Annotated in this window: 14 protein-coding genes, 1 tRNA gene and 3 pseudogenes; 6 read left to right on the top strand and 12 right to left on the bottom strand. The window is 62.8% G+C overall.

Features of this window, described 5'->3' with window-relative positions; genetic code table 11:
- Positions 1-152: 152 nt before the first annotated feature.
- Complete coding sequence (chpT, locus tag P6U27_RS06625; RefSeq protein ID WP_162500141.1) at positions 153-806, bottom strand: histidine phosphotransferase ChpT; 654 nt, start codon at positions 804-806, stop codon at positions 153-155.
- Positions 807-991: 185 nt separating this feature from the next.
- On the opposite strand from chpT, the gene P6U27_RS06620 reads away from it, so the two are divergent.
- Positions 992-1819, top strand: a complete 828-nt coding sequence (locus P6U27_RS06620) for a 3'(2'),5'-bisphosphate nucleotidase CysQ (protein WP_122401176.1) — start codon at positions 992-994, stop codon at positions 1817-1819.
- Here P6U27_RS06620 and P6U27_RS06615 read toward each other — a convergent pair.
- On the bottom strand, positions 1813-2295 hold the full coding sequence (locus P6U27_RS06615; protein WP_407193747.1) for a YHS domain-containing (seleno)protein: 483 nt from the start codon (positions 2293-2295) through the stop codon (positions 1813-1815). The two genes, P6U27_RS06620 and P6U27_RS06615, sit on opposite strands and share 7 nt — an antisense overlap.
- A 139-nt stretch (positions 2296-2434) precedes the next feature.
- Between P6U27_RS06615 and P6U27_RS06610 the strand changes: the two genes are divergently transcribed.
- From P6U27_RS06610 to P6U27_RS06600, 3 genes are all read left to right on the top strand, one after another.
- Positions 2435-3040 (top strand): DUF1134 domain-containing protein, encoded by a 606-nt coding sequence (locus P6U27_RS06610; protein ID WP_122401174.1) that lies wholly within the window; start codon positions 2435-2437, stop codon positions 3038-3040.
- A 119-nt stretch (positions 3041-3159) separates the two neighbouring features.
- A complete protein-coding gene (locus P6U27_RS06605; protein WP_122401173.1) occupies positions 3160-4458 on the top strand; it encodes a hypothetical protein in 1299 nt (432 codons plus the stop codon).
- 158 nt (positions 4459-4616) lie between these two features.
- Positions 4617-4691 (top strand) — tRNA-Val (locus P6U27_RS06600).
- 286 nt (positions 4692-4977) lie between these two features.
- Here the strand turns inward: P6U27_RS06600 and P6U27_RS06595 are convergent.
- The 7 genes and pseudogenes from P6U27_RS06595 to P6U27_RS06565 all read right to left on the bottom strand — a co-directional run bounded on the left by P6U27_RS06595 (position 4978) and on the right by P6U27_RS06565 (position 14361).
- Positions 4978-6282: an HlyD family type I secretion periplasmic adaptor subunit gene (locus tag P6U27_RS06595; protein WP_122401172.1), complete on the bottom strand. Its 1305-nt coding sequence runs from the start codon at positions 6280-6282 to the stop codon at positions 4978-4980.
- Entirely contained in the window at positions 6279-8042 is a 1764-nt protein-coding gene (locus P6U27_RS06590) for a type I secretion system permease/ATPase (RefSeq protein ID WP_122401171.1), read from the bottom strand. The genes P6U27_RS06595 and P6U27_RS06590 overlap by 4 nt, the downstream gene beginning before the upstream one ends.
- A 269-nt stretch (positions 8043-8311) precedes the next feature.
- Complete coding sequence (locus tag P6U27_RS06585) at positions 8312-9958, bottom strand: hypothetical protein (RefSeq protein ID WP_407194418.1); 1647 nt, start codon at positions 9956-9958, stop codon at positions 8312-8314.
- Positions 9959-9973: 15 nt separating this feature from the next.
- A pseudogene (locus P6U27_RS06580) lies at positions 9974-10168 on the bottom strand (calcium-binding protein); the annotation flags it as partial.
- Between the two features lie 127 nt (positions 10169-10295).
- On the bottom strand, positions 10296-11135 hold the full coding sequence (locus tag P6U27_RS06575) for a universal stress protein (protein WP_122401169.1): 840 nt from the start codon (positions 11133-11135) through the stop codon (positions 10296-10298).
- 63 nt (positions 11136-11198) lie between these two features.
- Positions 11199-11306 (bottom strand): annotated as a pseudogene (locus tag P6U27_RS06570) (response regulator); the annotation flags it as partial.
- Positions 11307-11319: 13 nt separating this feature from the next.
- A complete protein-coding gene (locus tag P6U27_RS06565) occupies positions 11320-14361 on the bottom strand; it encodes a GAF domain-containing protein (RefSeq protein ID WP_122401168.1) in 3042 nt (1013 codons plus the stop codon).
- Positions 14362-14507: 146 nt separating this feature from the next.
- Here P6U27_RS06565 and P6U27_RS06560 point away from each other — a divergent pair, with 146 nt between their 5' ends.
- Together P6U27_RS06560 and P6U27_RS06555 are read left to right on the top strand one after the other, a co-directional pair.
- Positions 14508-14639, top strand: a complete 132-nt coding sequence (locus tag P6U27_RS06560; RefSeq protein WP_407193746.1) for a hypothetical protein — start codon at positions 14508-14510, stop codon at positions 14637-14639.
- 47 nt (positions 14640-14686) lie between these two features.
- Entirely contained in the window at positions 14687-15460 is a 774-nt protein-coding gene (locus tag P6U27_RS06555; protein WP_407194417.1) for an SDR family NAD(P)-dependent oxidoreductase, read from the top strand.
- 187 nt (positions 15461-15647) lie between these two features.
- On the opposite strand, the gene greA is transcribed toward P6U27_RS06555, so the two are convergent.
- The 3 genes and pseudogenes from greA to P6U27_RS06540 form a co-directional block, all read right to left on the bottom strand.
- The gene (greA, locus tag P6U27_RS06550) at positions 15648-16130 is read right to left on the bottom strand and encodes a transcription elongation factor GreA (protein WP_122401166.1); all 483 of its coding nucleotides are present in this window, start codon (positions 16128-16130) and stop codon (positions 15648-15650) included.
- A 57-nt stretch (positions 16131-16187) separates the two neighbouring features.
- Positions 16188-16667, bottom strand: coding sequence for a hypothetical protein (locus P6U27_RS06545; RefSeq protein ID WP_122406406.1), 480 nt, complete (start codon positions 16665-16667; stop codon positions 16188-16190).
- Positions 16668-16774: 107 nt separating this feature from the next.
- Positions 16775-17099, bottom strand: a pseudogene (locus P6U27_RS06540) (hypothetical protein).
- Positions 17100-17210: the final 111 nt, after the last annotated feature.

Raw genomic sequence — 17210 nt, 5'->3', positions numbered from 1 at the left:
CCATTTCGGAATGGGGCCAGCTTCACCGCAAAGCGTTTAATATTGGTTGAGTATGTGCAAAAGAACGGAACCAACAAAGAGATAGGGCGCTCCGGACAAACCGAAGCGCCTCATAAAGATTCGATTAAGAAGCCGAACGCGACGCGTCTGTTTTACGAAGCGCTAACGATGATGGCTTCGCCTTCGGGCGCGAGCGTCACGGTTAGCCCGCAGGACTGCGCGAGCAGCCGCGTGTAGTAAGGCTGGATTGCATGCGCATCTGCGGCAGGCCCGCGCTCGCCGCTCAGGAGCTCGGAGATGTTTTGCGGCAGGCGCGCATTGTGCCCCGTCGCAGTGATGCGGAAGCTCATCGTCTCGCCCTCGCCGATCGGATCAACCGTCAGCATGCCGCCGCGCGGGATCGTATGCTGGGCGACGACCAGCATGTTGAGCAGCAGCTTGACGCGATTCTTCGGCAGCAGCAGCCGCGGCAGATTCCAGGTGATCGAGCATTTGCCGTCCTCGATGTGGCCGCGCGCCATGGTCTGGGCATCGCCGAGATCGATCTGGGCGCCGGAGGAGCCGGCGGCGCCGAAGGCGAGGCGGCAGAACTGGAGTCGGGCGGAGGCAGTCTTGGCGCTCTTGCGGATCAGGTCGAGCGCGAACTCACGATCTTCCGGCTTGGGATCATCGTCGAGCACTTCGAGCCCGTTGACGATGGCACCGACGGGGCTGATGAGATCGTGGCAGACCCGCGAGCACAGGAGCGCGGCGAGTTCGAGCATATCGGGAGCAGTAGCGGTCGCGGGCGACGAGGCGTCAGACATATAATGGGGTCCTGGAGGGTTCCTGGAATTGCACGGCGCTGGACGCCGCGAATCACGCATGCTTGACGGATGCTGCGGGTTCTAACATTCGCCAGCCGGTGGCAGCTAGCTTGCGATAGGCTCGAAGCGGCCATAAGAGCTGCGGGCGAATCAATTGAGAGGGCAGACTTGCCGATGAATGAGGCATGCAGGTGAGGATCATCGATGCCGAGGCCGCATCCGGATTGATGGAGGCGCTCACCGCACTGGTGGTGAAGGCGGGCGAAGCGATCCTTGCCGTCAACCGCTCCGCCATGCGGATCGAGGGCAAGCAGGACGGCTCACCGGTGACTGAGGCCGACCTCGCCGCAGACCGCATCATCGCCGACGGCCTGGCGCAGCTCGCGGGCGACGTTCCGACGCTGTCGGAAGAGCGGACCCAGCTCGCCGCCCCGCCGTTTCAGGGCAGCTTCTTCCTGATCGATCCGCTCGACGGCACCAAGGAGTTCGTCGCCGGCCGCGACGAATTCACCGTCAACCTCGCCCTGGTGACGGACGGCGTTCCCTTGCTCGGCATCGTCAGCGCACCCGCGCTCGGGCTGCTCTGGCGCGGCATCGTCGGGCGCGGCGCCGAGCGGGTGAAGTTCGACGGGGCAACCATCGGGGCGGCCGAGCCGATCCACACCCGAAAGCTGCCGGCACCGGGCGAGCCCTGGATCGCGGCGGTGAGCCGCTCCCATGGCGATCCCAAAAGCGAGGCGTTCATCGACAACAGGCCCAATGCCGTCAGGAAGACCTGCGGCTCGGCCGTGAAATTCGGCCGGATCGCGGAAGGCAACGCCGACATCTATCCCCGTTTCGGGCCGACCTCGGAATGGGACGTCGGGGCCGGCTGCGCGGTCGTGACCGCGGCCGGCGGCAAGGTGACCGACGGCAAGGGCGGCGAGCTCCGATTCGGCCAGCGCAGCGATACGGGCTTCATCATCCCGGAATTCATCGCCTGGGGCGACCCGCAGGGGATAGGCTGCTACTGACCGAGCTGTTCCTGAAGAGTCGGCCAGCGCTTGCCTACCTCATAGAGGAAGCGCTCGGGATCGGCGACGAAAGCGTCGCGATTCGCTTCCCGGCTGAACAAATAGAGCCGCTGCGCCACGATCGCGAAGAAATGCGGATTGCCGGCGATGGTGACGCCGCGGGCGATATCGGCCGGATCGTAGCCGCCGAATTGCGGACCATAGATCTCGGGATGGGCCAGAAAGGAGGCTCGGTTGCCCTCGTTCCGGAAGCGCCAGACCGCACCCCGGAGATTCGCCTCGAACTCTGCCGTCCCCTGCACGGCCTTGCCAACAACGAAATAAGCGACGGGGTCGAAGCCCTCGATGGCGACGCCGGCGAAGCGGTTGACGACGATCCGTTCGGTGGTGGTGGCCGCTGCCGGCAGCCCCGGGCAGATGATCCAGATGCCCGCCAACAGGCCGACGAGGCCGATCAAGGCAATTCCGGGGCGCAAAGGGCTATCTTCCTGCCGTTGTGCCGTCATAGTTGCTGCGGATAACATCCGAGTCGAGGGGACATTCGGCGCAACCTAGAGCCGTGCCTGTTGGCGTCAGGTTAAGGAAGCGATCGGATTCGGTACCAGGGGTTCTTTTATGACTTTCGCATCACGCCTTGCTGCGCTCGCGCTTGCCGCGATGATCGGCTGGATCGTGCCGGCCTTCGCCCAGCAGGCGCCGCCGCCCAACCTGCCGCCGCCGCAGCGAGCCCCGTCCCCCAACACCTATGGGCCGGACGAGCTCGTCACGGCCGGCCACCGCTTCTTCGGCAACGTCTCGCGCGGGCTCGCCTCGATCATCGAGAAGGCGGTCAGCCAATGGGGCCTGCCGAACGGCTACATCCTGGGTGAGGAAGGCTCCGGCGCCTTCGTCGCCGGCCTGCGCTACGGCGAAGGCACGCTCTACACCAAGAACGCCGGCGACTTGCGCGTCTACTGGCAGGGTCCCTCGCTCGGTTTCGACTGGGGCGGCGACGGCGCCCGCACCATGACGCTGGTCTACAACCTGCCCGCCACCAATGCGATCTACCAGCGCTTCGCCGGCATCGACGGCTCGGCCTACATCATCGGCGGATTCGGCATGACGGCGCTCACCGCCAACAACATCGTGCTGGTGCCGATCCGCTCCGGCCTCGGTCTGCGGCTGGGTGCCAATATCGGCTATCTCAAATACACCCCGCGGGCGACCTGGAACCCGTTCTAGGTCCTCGCCTCCTATCCGCCTACGGATCAAGGTTAACGACAGAGCGGGGCTGGCTTTTTGCCGGCCCGCCATGGCATTGTCGTTGGTGAATTTTTCCTTAAGCTTGGGAGTTCTGGCCCATGGTCGAACCGATCATGTACCTGGCGATCGGTTTCCTGCTCTCGATGCTGTGCTGGCTCGCGATCGTGCCGCTGGTGCATAACCGCGCGGTGCGCCTGACCACGCGCCGGCTGGAGGCCGCGACTCCGCTGTCGATGGCCGAGATCCAGGCCGACAAGGACCAGCTCCGTGCCGAATTCGCCATGTCGGCGCGGCGGCTCGAGATGAGCGTCGAGCAGCTCAAGAACAAGACCACGAGCCAGCTCGCCGAGCTCGGCAAGAAGAGCGACGCCATCAACCGCATGAAGATCGAGCTTGGCGAGAAGAACGCCACGATCTTCGCGCTCGAAGCGCGCGAGAAGGCGATGAAGGAGCAGCTGCGCGCCACCGAGGAGGAATTCAACGCCAAGACCGAGGCGTTGCACGCCGCCGAGATTGCGCTGGCCGACAAGCAGGCCGAGCTCGCCAGGATCAATGCCGAGCTGTCCGACCGCTCGATGATGGCGGAGAGCCGCCAGGTCGAGCTCATTGCCGTGCGCGCGCAAATCGAGGAATTGAAGAACCGCGTCGGCGATGCCGAGAAGGAATTTGCCGCCACGCAAGCTCGCCTCGCGCAGGAGCGGACCGACTCCGAGACCGCCTCGCGCGAACTCGGCGAGGCCCGCGGCCGCGTCGAGAATTTGAGCCAGCGCATCACCGAGCTCGATCGCCAGCTCATCGTGCAGGTGAAGGAGGCCGAGATGCTGTCGGGCCGCGTCGCCGACCTCGAAGGGCGACTTGCGACGCAAGGCAAGCTGCTCGCCGAGCGCGACTATGAGAACAACCAGCTGCGCCAGGCCAACGAGGCCGCCGAGCGCACCATCAAGGAGCTGCGCGTCGAGATCGCCGCCTTGAGCGGCGGCAAGTCGTCGGCCGCGTTTGCAGCGATCCGCGCGGAGAAGGCCGCGTTGGAGGAGCAGCTCCGCTCCGCCCGCGACGAGCGCGCAAAGCTCCATCGCGACATCAACGCGATCCAGCAGCAGGCGGAAAGCTCCTGGGCGACCGAGCGCATGGAGAACGCGCTGCTGCGCGAACGCATCAACGACATCGCCGCGGAAGTGGCAAAACTCGCGATGCAGCTCGAAGGCCCGAACTCGCCGATCGAGGCGCTGCTGGCGGCCGAAGCCGGCCAGCCGCCCAAGCCGGCGCCACGCCCGGCCAACGATGCCGCGACCAATGGCGCGGGCGCTGCCACCCTGCCCGAAGGCGGCGGAACGCTCGCCGAACGCATCCGCGCCCTCCAGGCCCACGCCTCCCGCGCGCGCCAGCAGGGCGCGTAACCGGCCCAAAATCCGGCTTCCCTCGCGAATTGCCGACCTGCCGAAGGTTTTCCGCCGCCGCGCCGCCTGGAAACTTGACACCTTCGGCCGGCACTTCTAAATCGCGGGCTCCGATGTGCCGGCCGGCCGAAAGGTCCGGCCGCCTGCATGATGGTCCCGGGCGCATAGCTCAGCGGGAGAGCGTTCCCTTCACACGGGAGAGGTCCAAGGTTCGATCCCTTGTGCGCCCACCATCCATCCTCCTGAACCATCCAGTTGCGGGCAATCCGGACAGCTGGCGTCGCCGTCAGGGCTTGCCGAGAGCGTTCCATAAAAAATCGAAAAACAACCCCATGCACAGTAGCCGACGTCAGTCGGATCAATGGGTTGCGCCTTTTCCGAAATCGGATTTGACTTGTCGGGCAAAACAGGGGCAGGATGGCAGGATCAGGGAGGGCTCACTGGGCGACCCGGTCGGTTCGTACCTGAACGGGTCACTCGCCATTGCAGACCTTGGCGGTTGGTTGCATCGGCCTGCATTCAACGCTCGCGGAACGCCCGGGCAACCTGGTCCAGGAGTGGCTTGGTGAAGTACGACAAGACGCTGCGGTCGTAGGTCTTGGCAAAGACTTCCGCCGGCATGCCGGGCACAAGCTTGACAGTGCCGAGCCGTGCCAGCTCCTCGGGCATTATCGAGACACGTACCGTGTAATAATTCTGACCCGTGCGTTGATCCGACGTCACGTCGGCGGAGATACGGCTGACCTTGCCCTCGATCTCCGGCGTCGTCCTCTGGTTGAATGCAGAGAATCGCAGGCTTGCCGATTGGCCGACATACAGCTGGTCGATGTCGGCCGGAGAAACCTTGGCTTCCACCATCAACAGGTCGGCTTCCGGCACGATCAGCATGACGGGATCGGCCGGGCTGACCACGCCGCCGACCGTATGGACATTGAGTTGATGAACCACGCCATCTTGCGGAGCGCGTATGTCAACCCGTCTCAGCTGATCTTCGGCCGTCACCTTGCGCTCGATGAATTCGCCAATCTTGCCGTCAATCTCGCGCAACTCCTTCGCAACCTCGCTGCTGAGGTCTTGGTCGATCTGCAGGATCTGCAGCTCGATTTCGGTCACCTTGCCCTGAACTTGGGCCGTGGAGGCGATCGACTGCGCCAGTTCGCCCTTGAGACGCGCGGCTTCGCGTTCCAAGAGGGTAAGACGGTTTATCTGGACCAGATTCTTCTCCCAGAGGCCGCGCACTCCGATCAGCTCGCGCTGGATCAATTCGATCTCCTCCGCCTTGGCTTGCTGCAAAGCCGCATAGCCGCGGATTTCATCCTCGAGCTGCGCGATCCGCTGGCGAAGCTGGGCCTTCTGGCCGCGACGCGCGGTGGCGCGCAACTCGAACAGCTTGCGTTCGCTGCCGATCGCCGCAACGAATTCCGCAGAAGCGTTGTCGAGCAGTTCCTGCGGGATGACCAGATTGTCGGCGCCGTCTCGCTCGCTGGCAAGACGAGCCTTGCGGGCGCGCATCTCATCCAATCCCTTGGTGTAGATGGCGAGGCCGGCACGCAGGGCGGTCTCGTCGAGCCGCACCAATGTCTCACCGGCACGAACATGGTCGCCTTCGCGAACCATCAGCTCTCCGACGATACCGCCGGTGAGATGCTGGACTTTCTTGACGTTGGAATCGACGACCACCGATCCAGCAGCGGTGACCGCTCCCGACAGTTCGGTCGTGGCGGCCCAGCCGCCGATCCCGCCGGTCAGACCCGCCGCCAGAACGACGCCGGCGAGCAGATGATGGCGCATGCTGCGATCTTCGCCATATGTCGCGGTGGTCATGTGGATGCGGCCGGTTGAGGAACAACAACCTTGAACGGTGCGCCAGGCGGCCCGGCTTCCCGCCTCGCCACCAGCGACTGCACTTCCTCCTTGGACCCGAACGCCTGCTGCCTGCCATGGGTCATCGTCATCACGAAGTCCACGGCAACCAGCGCGCTGGAGCGATGTGCGACGATGACGACAACGCCGCCTCGAGCCCGAACGCCGAGAATTGCGCGAGTCAGCGCCTCCTCGCCCTCGATGTCCAGATTGGAATTGGGCTCGTCGAGCACGACCAGGAAAGGATTTCCATACAGCGCACGCGCGAGCGCCACGCGCTGTCTTTGCCCCGCCGACAATAGCGCGCCCTGCTCGCCAATCTGGGTGTTGTACCCATCGGGCAGGCTGACGACGAGCTGGTGGACGCCGGCGGCTTCGGCAGCGGCAAGGATCTGCTCCATCGAAGCATCAGGTGCAAACCGTGCAATGTTCTCGGCGATGGTCCCCTCGAACAATTCGACGTCCTGAGGCAGGTATCCGATGTGATTTCCAAGTGCGTCAGGCGACCATTGCTCGAGCGATGCACCGTCGAGCCGGATAACACCGCGTGACGGCCGCCATGCGCCGACAAGGGCGCGCACCAGCGAGGATTTTCCCGAGCCACTGGCGCCGACAATGCCAAGCCCGCTGCCTGCCTTCAGGTGAAAGCTGATATCAGCAACCAGGATCTTTTCCGATCCAGGGGCGGCGACGGACAACTTGTCCACGACGAGGAATCGCGTCGGAGGCCGCAGAGGCAGTTTATCGGCGGACACCGGCAACGCCGACATGAGCCCGGTGAGGCGCTGCCAGCTTTGGGCCGCGGCGATGAAATTCTTCCAGTTGCCGATCGTGACATCCACGGGAGCAAGTGCGCGACCCGTCAGGATGGAACTGGCAATGATGATCCCCCCGGATGCCTCCTGTCGAATGACGAGGTAGGCCCCAACCCCCAGCACGGCCGATTGCAGCATCATGCGCAGCATCCGTCCCGTCACCCCGAAGCCTCCCGAGATGTCGTTGGCGATCCTTTGCTGCCTGCGATGAGCATCGCCCAGCTTGCGCCATCGCTCCAGAAACCTGGAGGACATCGACATGGCAATCAGGACTTCCGCATTGCGACGACTGGCTTCCGCAAGGCGGTTGCGTGCAGCGGCATAGCTCGACGCCTTCCGGACGGATTGCCGCGACAGCCGATCGGTGACCAGCGTCAACATCACCAGCATGAGCGCGCCGCCGAGGGCTGTCGCGCCAATCAGCGGATGGAAAGCAAAGCAGATGACGAGGTAGAATGGCAACCAGGGCAGATCGAACAGGGCAGGAAGACCAGAGCCCGACATCACCGATCGCACCGTGTCGACGTCGCGAACCGGCTGCAGTCCGTCTCCGCCACCGCGTGTGCGAAGCGGAAGGCGAACCATCAGATCGTAGATGCGGTCACTGATCCGCCAGTCGATCTGGTTCCCGATGCGAACCAGCATTCGACCGCGAACCACTTCCAATGTGCCCTGAAAGACGAACAGCAAGGCCGCGATGATCGTCAGGCCGGCCAGCGTAGATACGCTGCGGCCAGGCAGCACGCGATCATAGACCTCAAGCATGTAGAGGGAGCCGGTCAGGCTGAGGATATTGATCAACCCGCTGAAGGCTGCGATGCCCACCAGGGCCGCGCGGCACGATCGAAGAGCGGCGCGCAGCTCCGATCCTGCATCCGTGGAAACGCCTGCTTGCGTAGCCAACATCACACGCAATGACTCCGCAGCTTACGATGTGGTGATTGTCTCGAACTGATCGCCCCTTCACCGCAGAAAGCGATGAAACGGCTTCTAACTGTCGATGACTCATGACAGACGTTTGACAGCGACAGAGGTGCCGGACTTGGAGTCCGGCACCTCCACAGAGCAATAGCCTCGTCGGGCAACTTGGCGTCAGACGAGATATTGGTGGATCAGTTGCAGCTGGCCGCCTTCGACGAGCTCCCCTCCCACATTGAGGTGAGACTGGGTGTCGATCAGGTAGACGTTTTCCCCGGCTGCGTGACGTCGATGACGCCTGATGCCTCTTCGTCCTGGGTCAGGAAGTTTGCACCTCCCGTAACGAAGCGGCTTGCGTCGTGCTGAGCAAGCTGTGTGAGCGCGTCGGTCGCAGGATCGTATTGCCACACCTTGCCGAGATGGGCGTTGTTGCCGACGTCCTCGCAAAGAATGACTTTGCCGTGGGAATCGACGGCGACGTTGTCAAGCATCTTCTGGCCTTCGCTGCCGTTGAGCAGCAGCTTGATGGTGCCGCCGAGCTCGGGGTGCGACGCGTCGGTGAAGTCCAGCGCCCACAGCTGGCTCGGCGCGTTGAACGCATTCGTCGTCACGAAGTAGAAGCGGTTGGGATTGAGGGTGTCCCATGCGCCGTCCTCCGGCCGCAGGAAGCTCGTCACACCCGCAGTTTCGCTGTCCGCGTCGATTTGCGCGCCGGTTTTGCCGCTGACGTCGCCGAGGTCAATCATGGTGAAGGCGGACTTCTCGTCGGCACCCAGCGGGCTGGTGCTGCTCGGCGCATTGTTCGCGTAACCCTCGAAGTCGGTCACGTGAACCCCGAGCAGATGGCCGCCAGTCAGCCCGGCCTTCTCGATGGCATTTCCGGTCGACTGTTTGGTGCCGGAATAGAAGTAGACTTGGCCGTTCTGGCCGTCATCCATCATGCCGACGACGGTCTTGTCTCCCGTGTGCGCATTGGCGACCACGTTCTCGTAGGCCATGTTGCCGAGCCAGGCCAGCTCGTAGCTGTTCCCGTCCTGAGGGCCGCCGACAATGTGCGCAAAGGCTCGGCCCTCGACGCCACCCTCTTCACCATTGAGATACAGCCTGCCGTCGAAGCCAAGCCCCGTCTGCGCGTTGTAGAACGCGCCCGAATCGGCAAGATCGGCGGAACAGAACCGGTTGAACGATACGGGGCTGTTGCCGGTGCTGTGGTCGACATAGTTGCCGCCCTCGTACATCCAGACGTCATGGATGAGGTCCTTGCCCGACAGGACCTGCAGCGTCGTCTTGTCAATGACCCATTCCGACACGAACGCGCCGGTGCCGCCATGAGCGCGGGCAATGCCCGCCGCCGAGGGAAGTTCATGGTTCATCAGCACGGTGAAGGTGCCATCGCCATTGTCGAACGCGCCGAGGCCGTCCGGAATGCCGGCCATCTTGTAGCCGTTGACACTGTCGCCGGTCGTCAGCAACGACTCGGTATAAACGTGGGAATCGCTGCTGAGCAGGTAGGGTGTCTGTGAGCTCGACGCGCCCTTCACCTGATCGGAAACAATGAACTGCTCGGCGTGAAGATCAGAAATGCGGGCATGCTCGATGATGAGCGCGTCGCCATTGCCGAGATCGATCTGAACTTTATGGCCGATCTGGCGCGCGGAATTGATCAGCGCCTGAAAGGACGGAATGTTGAAGTCGCGGACGTCGATGCGATCGCCGGAATCGAGATGCTGGATCGTGTCCACACCCATGCCCTTCCGAAGCAGGAACTTGTCGTTGCCCTGATCTCCGTCCAGTTGGTCTCGGCCTGCGCCGCCAAGGAGCAGATCCCGGCCGCGGCCGCCATGCAGGTCGTCATTGCCGTCGCCGCCGATCAGGACGTCATTGCCGCTTTCGCCGAACAGCACATCGTTTCCCTTGCCGCCGTCGATCCAATCATCGCCGCGACCGCCGAAGACGGTGTCATTGCCGAGGCCGGCATTGATGGTATCATTGCCACGGAAGCCAAGGATGATGTCGCCAAGGTCCGACCCCGCAATGATGTCGTCTCCGTTGGTTCCGAACTTGATTTTCTTGAACGGACCGATGTGGCGATCGCCGTGGTGATGGTGTGACATGCTTTGCTTCCTGGCTTTTGGCTTGGTACTGGCACGAACGCTCCGTTAACCAACGGCTGTGACGTTGACGCGACATCGAGATGACGAGGACGATGCCCGCGTTCGATTCGAATTGTGCCATTCCGCTCTAATGAGCCATCAGGACAGGCAGATCCGCATGCTCCATGATATAGCTGGTCGCCCCGCCGAAGATCATTTGCCGCAGCCGGGTGCGGGTGAAGGCTCCCTTGATCAAGAGATCGCAGCCTTCAGCTCTCGCGGCATCGAGGACCGCCTCTCCGGTCTCGCGGTTCTCCAGTTCAACCCTTCTCACCTGGGCTGCAATGTCGTTGTACCGCAGTTGCTGAACGATCTGATCGGCAGACGGTCCTGCTACCCCCTGGCCGCCAATGACGGTTAGCACCGATACCCTTTCGGCCGCACGAAGCAGCGGCATGGCAAATGCGTTTGCCCGAGCCTGCTCGGTACTACCATTCCAGTGGATCATGATGTTCGTCGCGATGCTTCTTGGTGCATTGGATGGCGTCAGGAGCACGGGCCTGCCGCTCTCAAACAGCGCGGATTCAATCGCGCGACGGTGAGGGCCCGCAGCATCGACGTCGGACCGTGCCATCACGATCAGATCGAAAGCGCGCCCATAAGTTCCGACAAAGTCCTCGCCCTCAGGCGCGGTCTCCAGCCAGCCGAAGCATGGTCCACGCGATCCCGCAGTGGCTCGAGGAATATCGTGCTTCAACATGAATGCTTCGAAAAAGTTGCGCATGTCGTTCAATTCGGCTTCGGTCTTGACTTGATACGAATCCAAAAGGATGCCGGTGGCCAATTCCGCGGCTACATATTGAGGGATGCCGAACCGGAGCGGAAAGCCCTCGATATAGGCGCCGGAACGTTGCGCGAGACCTACGACGACATTGAGCGTGGATGTCATCATCGGAATGTTTCGAAGCGGGACCAAGAGCGTCTTCATTTTGAACCCCCGGTGTTTGCGGTGAACATTGACGCAGGATGCCTAGTTTCGCTTGGGACGGCGTGCCACGCGTGCCGACGATACAAGCTCCGCGAGAAAGCGACCGGCGCGCAGATCACGTCGGAACTGCCGGCGGAATGGTGCCTCGACATCGGATTCATCGTCGACGACATTATTTGACCGCTCAACTGCTGCCTCCGGTCTGCAATGGTGCCGCCAGCGTACGTGGCAGCGTAATGATGAATTCCGTATGATCGCCAGGCTCGGTATCGACCTCGATGCTGCCGCCGTGTTGCTTCACAATGACGTCGTGGCAGATTGAAAGGCCAAGCCCGGTACCTTCACCTGCGGGCTTGGTGGTGAAGAATGGATTGAATATTTTCTCCCTCACGTCGGCCGGGATGCCCGTGCCATTATCGCGAATGCGGATTTCGACGGCGCCGCCGAGGTTTGTGGTCGTCGCGCGCAGCCTTGGCTCGAAGCCGTCGCCGGCGGCGTCCTTCTGCTTGCTAGCCGCGTAGAAGCCATTTGAAATGAGGTTGAGGAACACCCGCGTGATTTCCTGCGGATACAGCTCGATCGTCCCCGCACTGGGATCGAGATTCCTTTCAAGCTTGATGTTGAAACCCGCCTTTTCAGCGCGCGCGCCGTGATAGGCAAGGTTGAGACTTTCCTCAACGATGGCGTTGATGTCGGCCGAGCGGCGCTCGCCGGAACCCTCGCGCGAGTGCAGAAGCATATTCTTGACGATGGAATCGGCGCGCTTTCCGTGCTGCACGATTCTCTCCAGATTGCCTTGTAGCATGCGTATCAGCGCGTCGATGTCCTGCCTTGCTGCCTCGCCGAGAGCGGCCGAGCGCAGCCCGTCGCCGAGTTCGTCAATCAGCTCGGAGGAAAGCGCAGCGAAATTATTGACGAAATTGAGCGGGTTCTTGATCTCATGTGCAATGCCGGCGGTGAGTTGCCCGAGCGAGGCAAGCTTCTCGGTCTGGATCAACCGATCCTGCGCGTTTCGCAATTCCTCGAGCGATCGCGACAACTCCATAGTGCGCTCGCGCAGTTCATTCAGCAGGCGTGCATTCTCGATCGCGATCACACCCTGGTGCGCGAAATTGGACACGAGCTCGATCTGCTTGTCCGTGAAGGGCTTAACTTCCTGGCGGAAGATCGTGATGGTGCCGATCAGTTCGTCTTCCTTGAGCATGGGCACGATGACGAGGGTCCTTGCGCCAGCAAGGTCGGCAAGCGCGCGAACGTCGGGGTTGCCTTCGATATAGGGCGGCTGCGTCCTGATATCGTCGATATGAACCGCCTGGTGAGTCTTCTCGACGGTGCAGAGCCCGCTCGCGGGATGCGGGCGAATGCTCTGGTGCAGCCGGGTCTCAACATAAGCTGGCGGCGCGTTGTGCAATGCGACCGTACGAAAGCCGCCTTCCTCGTAGAGATTCATGGTGCCGAAGCCGGCGCCGCAGATCCGTGTCGCATTCTCCAGCATCTTGTGGAAGACCGGAGTCAACGAGCCTGATGAAGCGCTTATGATTTCCAGCACCTCCGAGGTTGCGGTCTGCCGCTCCAGCGATTCGTTCAACTGCTCGAACAGGCGCGCATTGCCGATGGCGATAACAGCCTGATCTGCAAAAGTCTGGAGCAGGTTGATCTGCTTCTCGCCGAATGGACGAACCTCCGTGCGACGTAGCACGATCGCTCCCATGGCCTCGCCTTCGCGCAACAGCGGCACACTCAAAACGGTCCGAACGTTGGAGCGAAGCGCATATTCGCGTCCTGTCGGGAATTCCTCCCCTTCGGGCCCAAGCAGATCATGCACGTGAACGGTGCGGCGGTCGATAATGGCCCGGCCGCTGGGCGATTGCGCACTGATCGATCGTCGACTCCACACGACGGGAACTCGACCATGGTGCGCCTGGACGAGGATATCGTCGCCGTCCCTCAGAACGACGAGCGCATCGTATGCCTCGCAAAGCCCGCATGCGCTTTCCACGATCGCTTTGAGCGCCGGACCGACTTCAGTCGGCGAGGAAGCGATAACCCTCAGGATATTGGCGCTGCCGGTCTGGTACGTCAGCGCCTCGGATAGATCCCGCGTCCTGCTTTGCAATTGTTCGAAGAGCCGTACATTCTCGATGGCGATCACGGCCTGATCGGCAAACGTGGCGACCAACTCGATCTGCTTTTCCGTGAAGGGCTGCACGCGCTTGCGGGCGATCACGATCGCGCCGATCGGCTCATTCTCGCGCAGGAGGGGAACGCCGAGTGCCGTGCGCTGGCCAGCCATGGTGATGGACTCGTGCAGGCGGTATTCGGGATCTGCAGCGACGTCGAGGATTTGCACGGGACGACGCTCGAGTACGGTCCGACCTGTGACCGTGCTCCTGCCGGGGGCAACCGGGTGAGCCTGCAGAAACGCGATGTATTCCTCGGAAAACCCTACCGCTGCTCCGGCCTGATATTCATCGCCTTCGCGGCGCATGATGAATGCCATCTCCGCTTCGCACAGCCTTGCCGCCGAATCGACCAGCGTGTTGAGTACGGCTTGCAGATCGAAGGTCGAGCGGCTGATCACCTTCAGCACATCGGCAGTCGCGGTTTGCTGCTGGAGCGATTCGGCGAGATCGCGCGTCTTCGCTTGGACCTCATCGAACAGCCGGACGTTCTCTATGGCGATGACGGCCTGGTCGGCGAAGGTCTGCAGAAGTTGCACATGATGCGGAGCGAAGGTACCCGGCTCGGCTCGCGTTACGCTGATCATGCCGATCACCTCGCCGCCGGTCGCGAGCGGAACGAACAACATGCTGCGAAAGCCGCGGGCGCGGGCGATGAACTTGATGTCGTTTGTCAGCGCTTCGGTATCGGGGGTCGGCACCACCTTACCGGTCTGCGTCCTTGCAAAACTCTCGAAATCGGCAATCGGCCGCGGAAACATCTTCTTCAATGCTTCATCGGCGGCGGAATTCGTCGGCGTGAACGCCGCCAAGTGGGCGGAGCCGTCGATGAAGCGGAATACGGTCGTCGAAAAGCCGCCGAGCAAGGCATTGGCGCGCCTCGCGATTGCATCGAATACCGGTTTCACCTCGGATGGCGAGCCGGCAATGATCTTGAGAATGTCCGCGGTGGCGGCCTCGCGATCTTGTGCGGCGCGCAATTCGGCGAGGAGCCGCGCGTTCTCCTGCTGCAAATCCGCCACAACGTCCTGAGGAAGCGCGGCCATGGTGAAAATCCACGTCGCCAGCCGGTTCGCAGCCGACGTCAAAATCCAATCAAGAAAGCATCCGGAATTATTCCACCATCAGGTGCTTCCGACCAGACCTATCGTGAGTTGATTTTCACTCGATTGCGCGTCAGTTCGCCTCCGCAATGTGGCGAAGCGGCGAGTTCCGCAAATTGCCGCTGCGGGCCGACTTGTTTTGTGCCGGAGCGGAGCGCGGCGTGATCGTCGGCCTGCTCGCTGCCGCGGTGGCCGTGAACGACGAGCAGTATCGGAAATGACGCGCGGGCGCGATACACTGCGCATAAGAGGTCAGGAGGAGCAGCGCATGGCGACCATATTCATCACGGGCAGCACCGACGGCCTCGGCCGGGCGGCGGCGCAATCACTCCTCGATCAAGAACACCGCGTGGTGCTGCACGCGCGTTCGGCGGATCGTGCCGTAGCGCTCGGCCAACTCACGTCGCGTGCCGCGGGGGTGGCGGTCGGCGATCTCAGAAGTGCGGCAGAGACGAGGAGCATCGCGGATCAGGTCAACGCGATCGGGCGCATGGATGCGGTCATCCACAATGCCGGCGTCTACACGCGGCCAAGCCGTGGCGCGACGCCGGAAGGCCATGCCGAGACCTTCGCCATCAACACGCTTGCGCCGTACATGCTGACGGCCTTGATCGAGCGGCCGGGCCGATTGGTCTATCTCAGCAGCGGACTGCACCGGGACGGAGAGGGTTCGCTCGGCGATCTCGACTGGAGGAAGCGGACTTGGAATGCGGCCAAGGCCTACGCCGAGAGCAAGCTGCACGTCGTCGCGCTGGCCTTCGCGCTGGCACGACGCTGGCCCGAGGTCCTGAGCAACGCCGTCGATCCCGGATGGGTCCGCACGAAGATGGGCGGCGCGGGCGCTCCGGTCGATATCGACACCGGACAACGAACCCAGACCTGGCTCGCGGTGAGCGAGGATTCCGCTGCCTTGGTCAGCGGACGCTACTGGCATCATCTCGCGCAGCAGCAGCCGGCCAGCGAGGCGGCGGATCGGAAATTTCAGGACCAGCTCATCGGCCAATTGAGCGAGCTGACGGGCGTCGAGCTGCCGGAGGTGTAACGCAGGATGTGATGAACACGAAATGCTGCAATGACGGAGGTGCGCTCCCTCTTCCGCAGGACTATCGCAAATGAGAGCTTTTCCGTGCGGCCATCCTTCGAGACGCCCGCTTGAGGCGGGCTCCAATGAGATTGCTCCCGTCGATAGCGCCTTTTGCCGCGCGATCGTCGCCTGGCCCTGCGCGTCCCTACCCGATCGACAGGATCTCGATCTCCTGCGCGCCTGAGCCCACGACGTCTCCGACCGCCTTTGCCATCAGCGACCTCGCAACCGGCGAGACGAACGAGATCGAGCCGGCCTTGGGATCAGCCTCGTCCTCACCGACGATACGGTAGGTCTGCACGCGGCCATCGGGGCGGCTGAAGGTCACGGTGCTGCCGAAGGCGACGATTTCGGTCGAGGTCGGATCGGGCATGACCTGAGCGGTGCGTAAGCGTTCGGTGAGATAGCGGACGTCGCGCAGCGGCACCGCCGACTGCCGGCGCTTCTCGTTGACGTCCTCGATGGCTTGCGCGGCTTCATAGGCCTGGCGCGCTTCGGCAAGCTGCGTCTGCAACGCCTTGAAGCCTGCCTCCGTGACGAGGTTCGGATGCGGTGAGATCGGGCGATCCGGCAACAGCGTCTCGGACGCGGTTTCGGCGCTTTCTTCCTTGGTGAAGGCGACGCTCAATTGAATATCCTGTCGAGCTGGTTGGATGGCGACGCCGTGTGCCGCCGCTGCCCAAGACTATATCTCAAGTTCGACGAAACGGCGGAGCTTGAAGACGAGGTCCGGAATCGCCTGGCGGAACCGGGTTGCGTTCTGGAAACTGGTCGAGAACGGCGCGAAGGTGAGCATGGCGTTCCAATTCCGATAGCCGTAGACCGTGACCGAGACGCCAGAACTCGGGAAATCTTCCAGCTTGCGCAGCTCGCCGAGCACGAGATCGGCGATCGCCTCCGCCGGCAGCAGGCGCTTGCCGTCCCGCGTGGTCGCGATCTGCACAGGCGGCTCGACCGGTTTCGTGGCAGCCGGCACGGCATCGGGTGCGTTCTCGGCTTTGGCCGCTGCCGGATCGGAGCTGGATGTCGGCCCCACTGCATCCGCCGGCACGATCGGCGGAACCTCGGCGGGCGGCGGCGGTGCAACACTGTCCGCGCGCTTGTTGCCTCCCAGGATGCTGCTGATCATGGCCATAAGGCCAGCATCCTTCACCTCGTCACTCATCATTCCCCCCGGCTTCGCCCTACTTTAGCACTGCTCTCGCAGACCGCCACCGCGGATGTGGGGCCGGAAGCCGCCCGGCCAAGACCGTCGCACCACCGTCGATCCCGCTACTGCTTATCGAACGGAATGTATCGCTGATACTGCTTGGGCACTGAACTGCGGTAGCGCGCAGGCGGTGTCGATCGAATGATCGATCTCCTGCTGCCGGGTCATCCTCTTCTTCGCCCGCTTCTTCGATGCGCTCTTCTTGGCGTCGGTCGGCTGGCTGGTATCGGTGGTCGCGCCCGGCGTGGTCGACGCGGCTGGCGCGGGGCTTGTCGTCGCAGGCGCGGTGGTCCCGCCGGCGGCCGGAGTGGTCTGCGCCAGCACGAGCGACGATTGTGCAAGAAGCGCCAGCGCTGCGGTCGCACCGAGCAAATATGACCTTTGCATCAGAACCTCCAAATGACCTGACCCGAATGAGCAAAAGCGTAGGCCTCCGGGCATGGCGCGTGCAAGTCCGCAGACGGCAAATCCGTTCACGACAAGTCTGCACGATAGGCC

Source organism: Bradyrhizobium sp. STM 3566 (genome assembly GCF_045571445.1).
In the GTDB taxonomy this organism is placed as follows: Bacteria; Pseudomonadota; Alphaproteobacteria; order Rhizobiales; family Xanthobacteraceae; genus Bradyrhizobium; species Bradyrhizobium vignae.
This window is presented reverse-complemented; position numbering and strand designations above follow the sequence as displayed.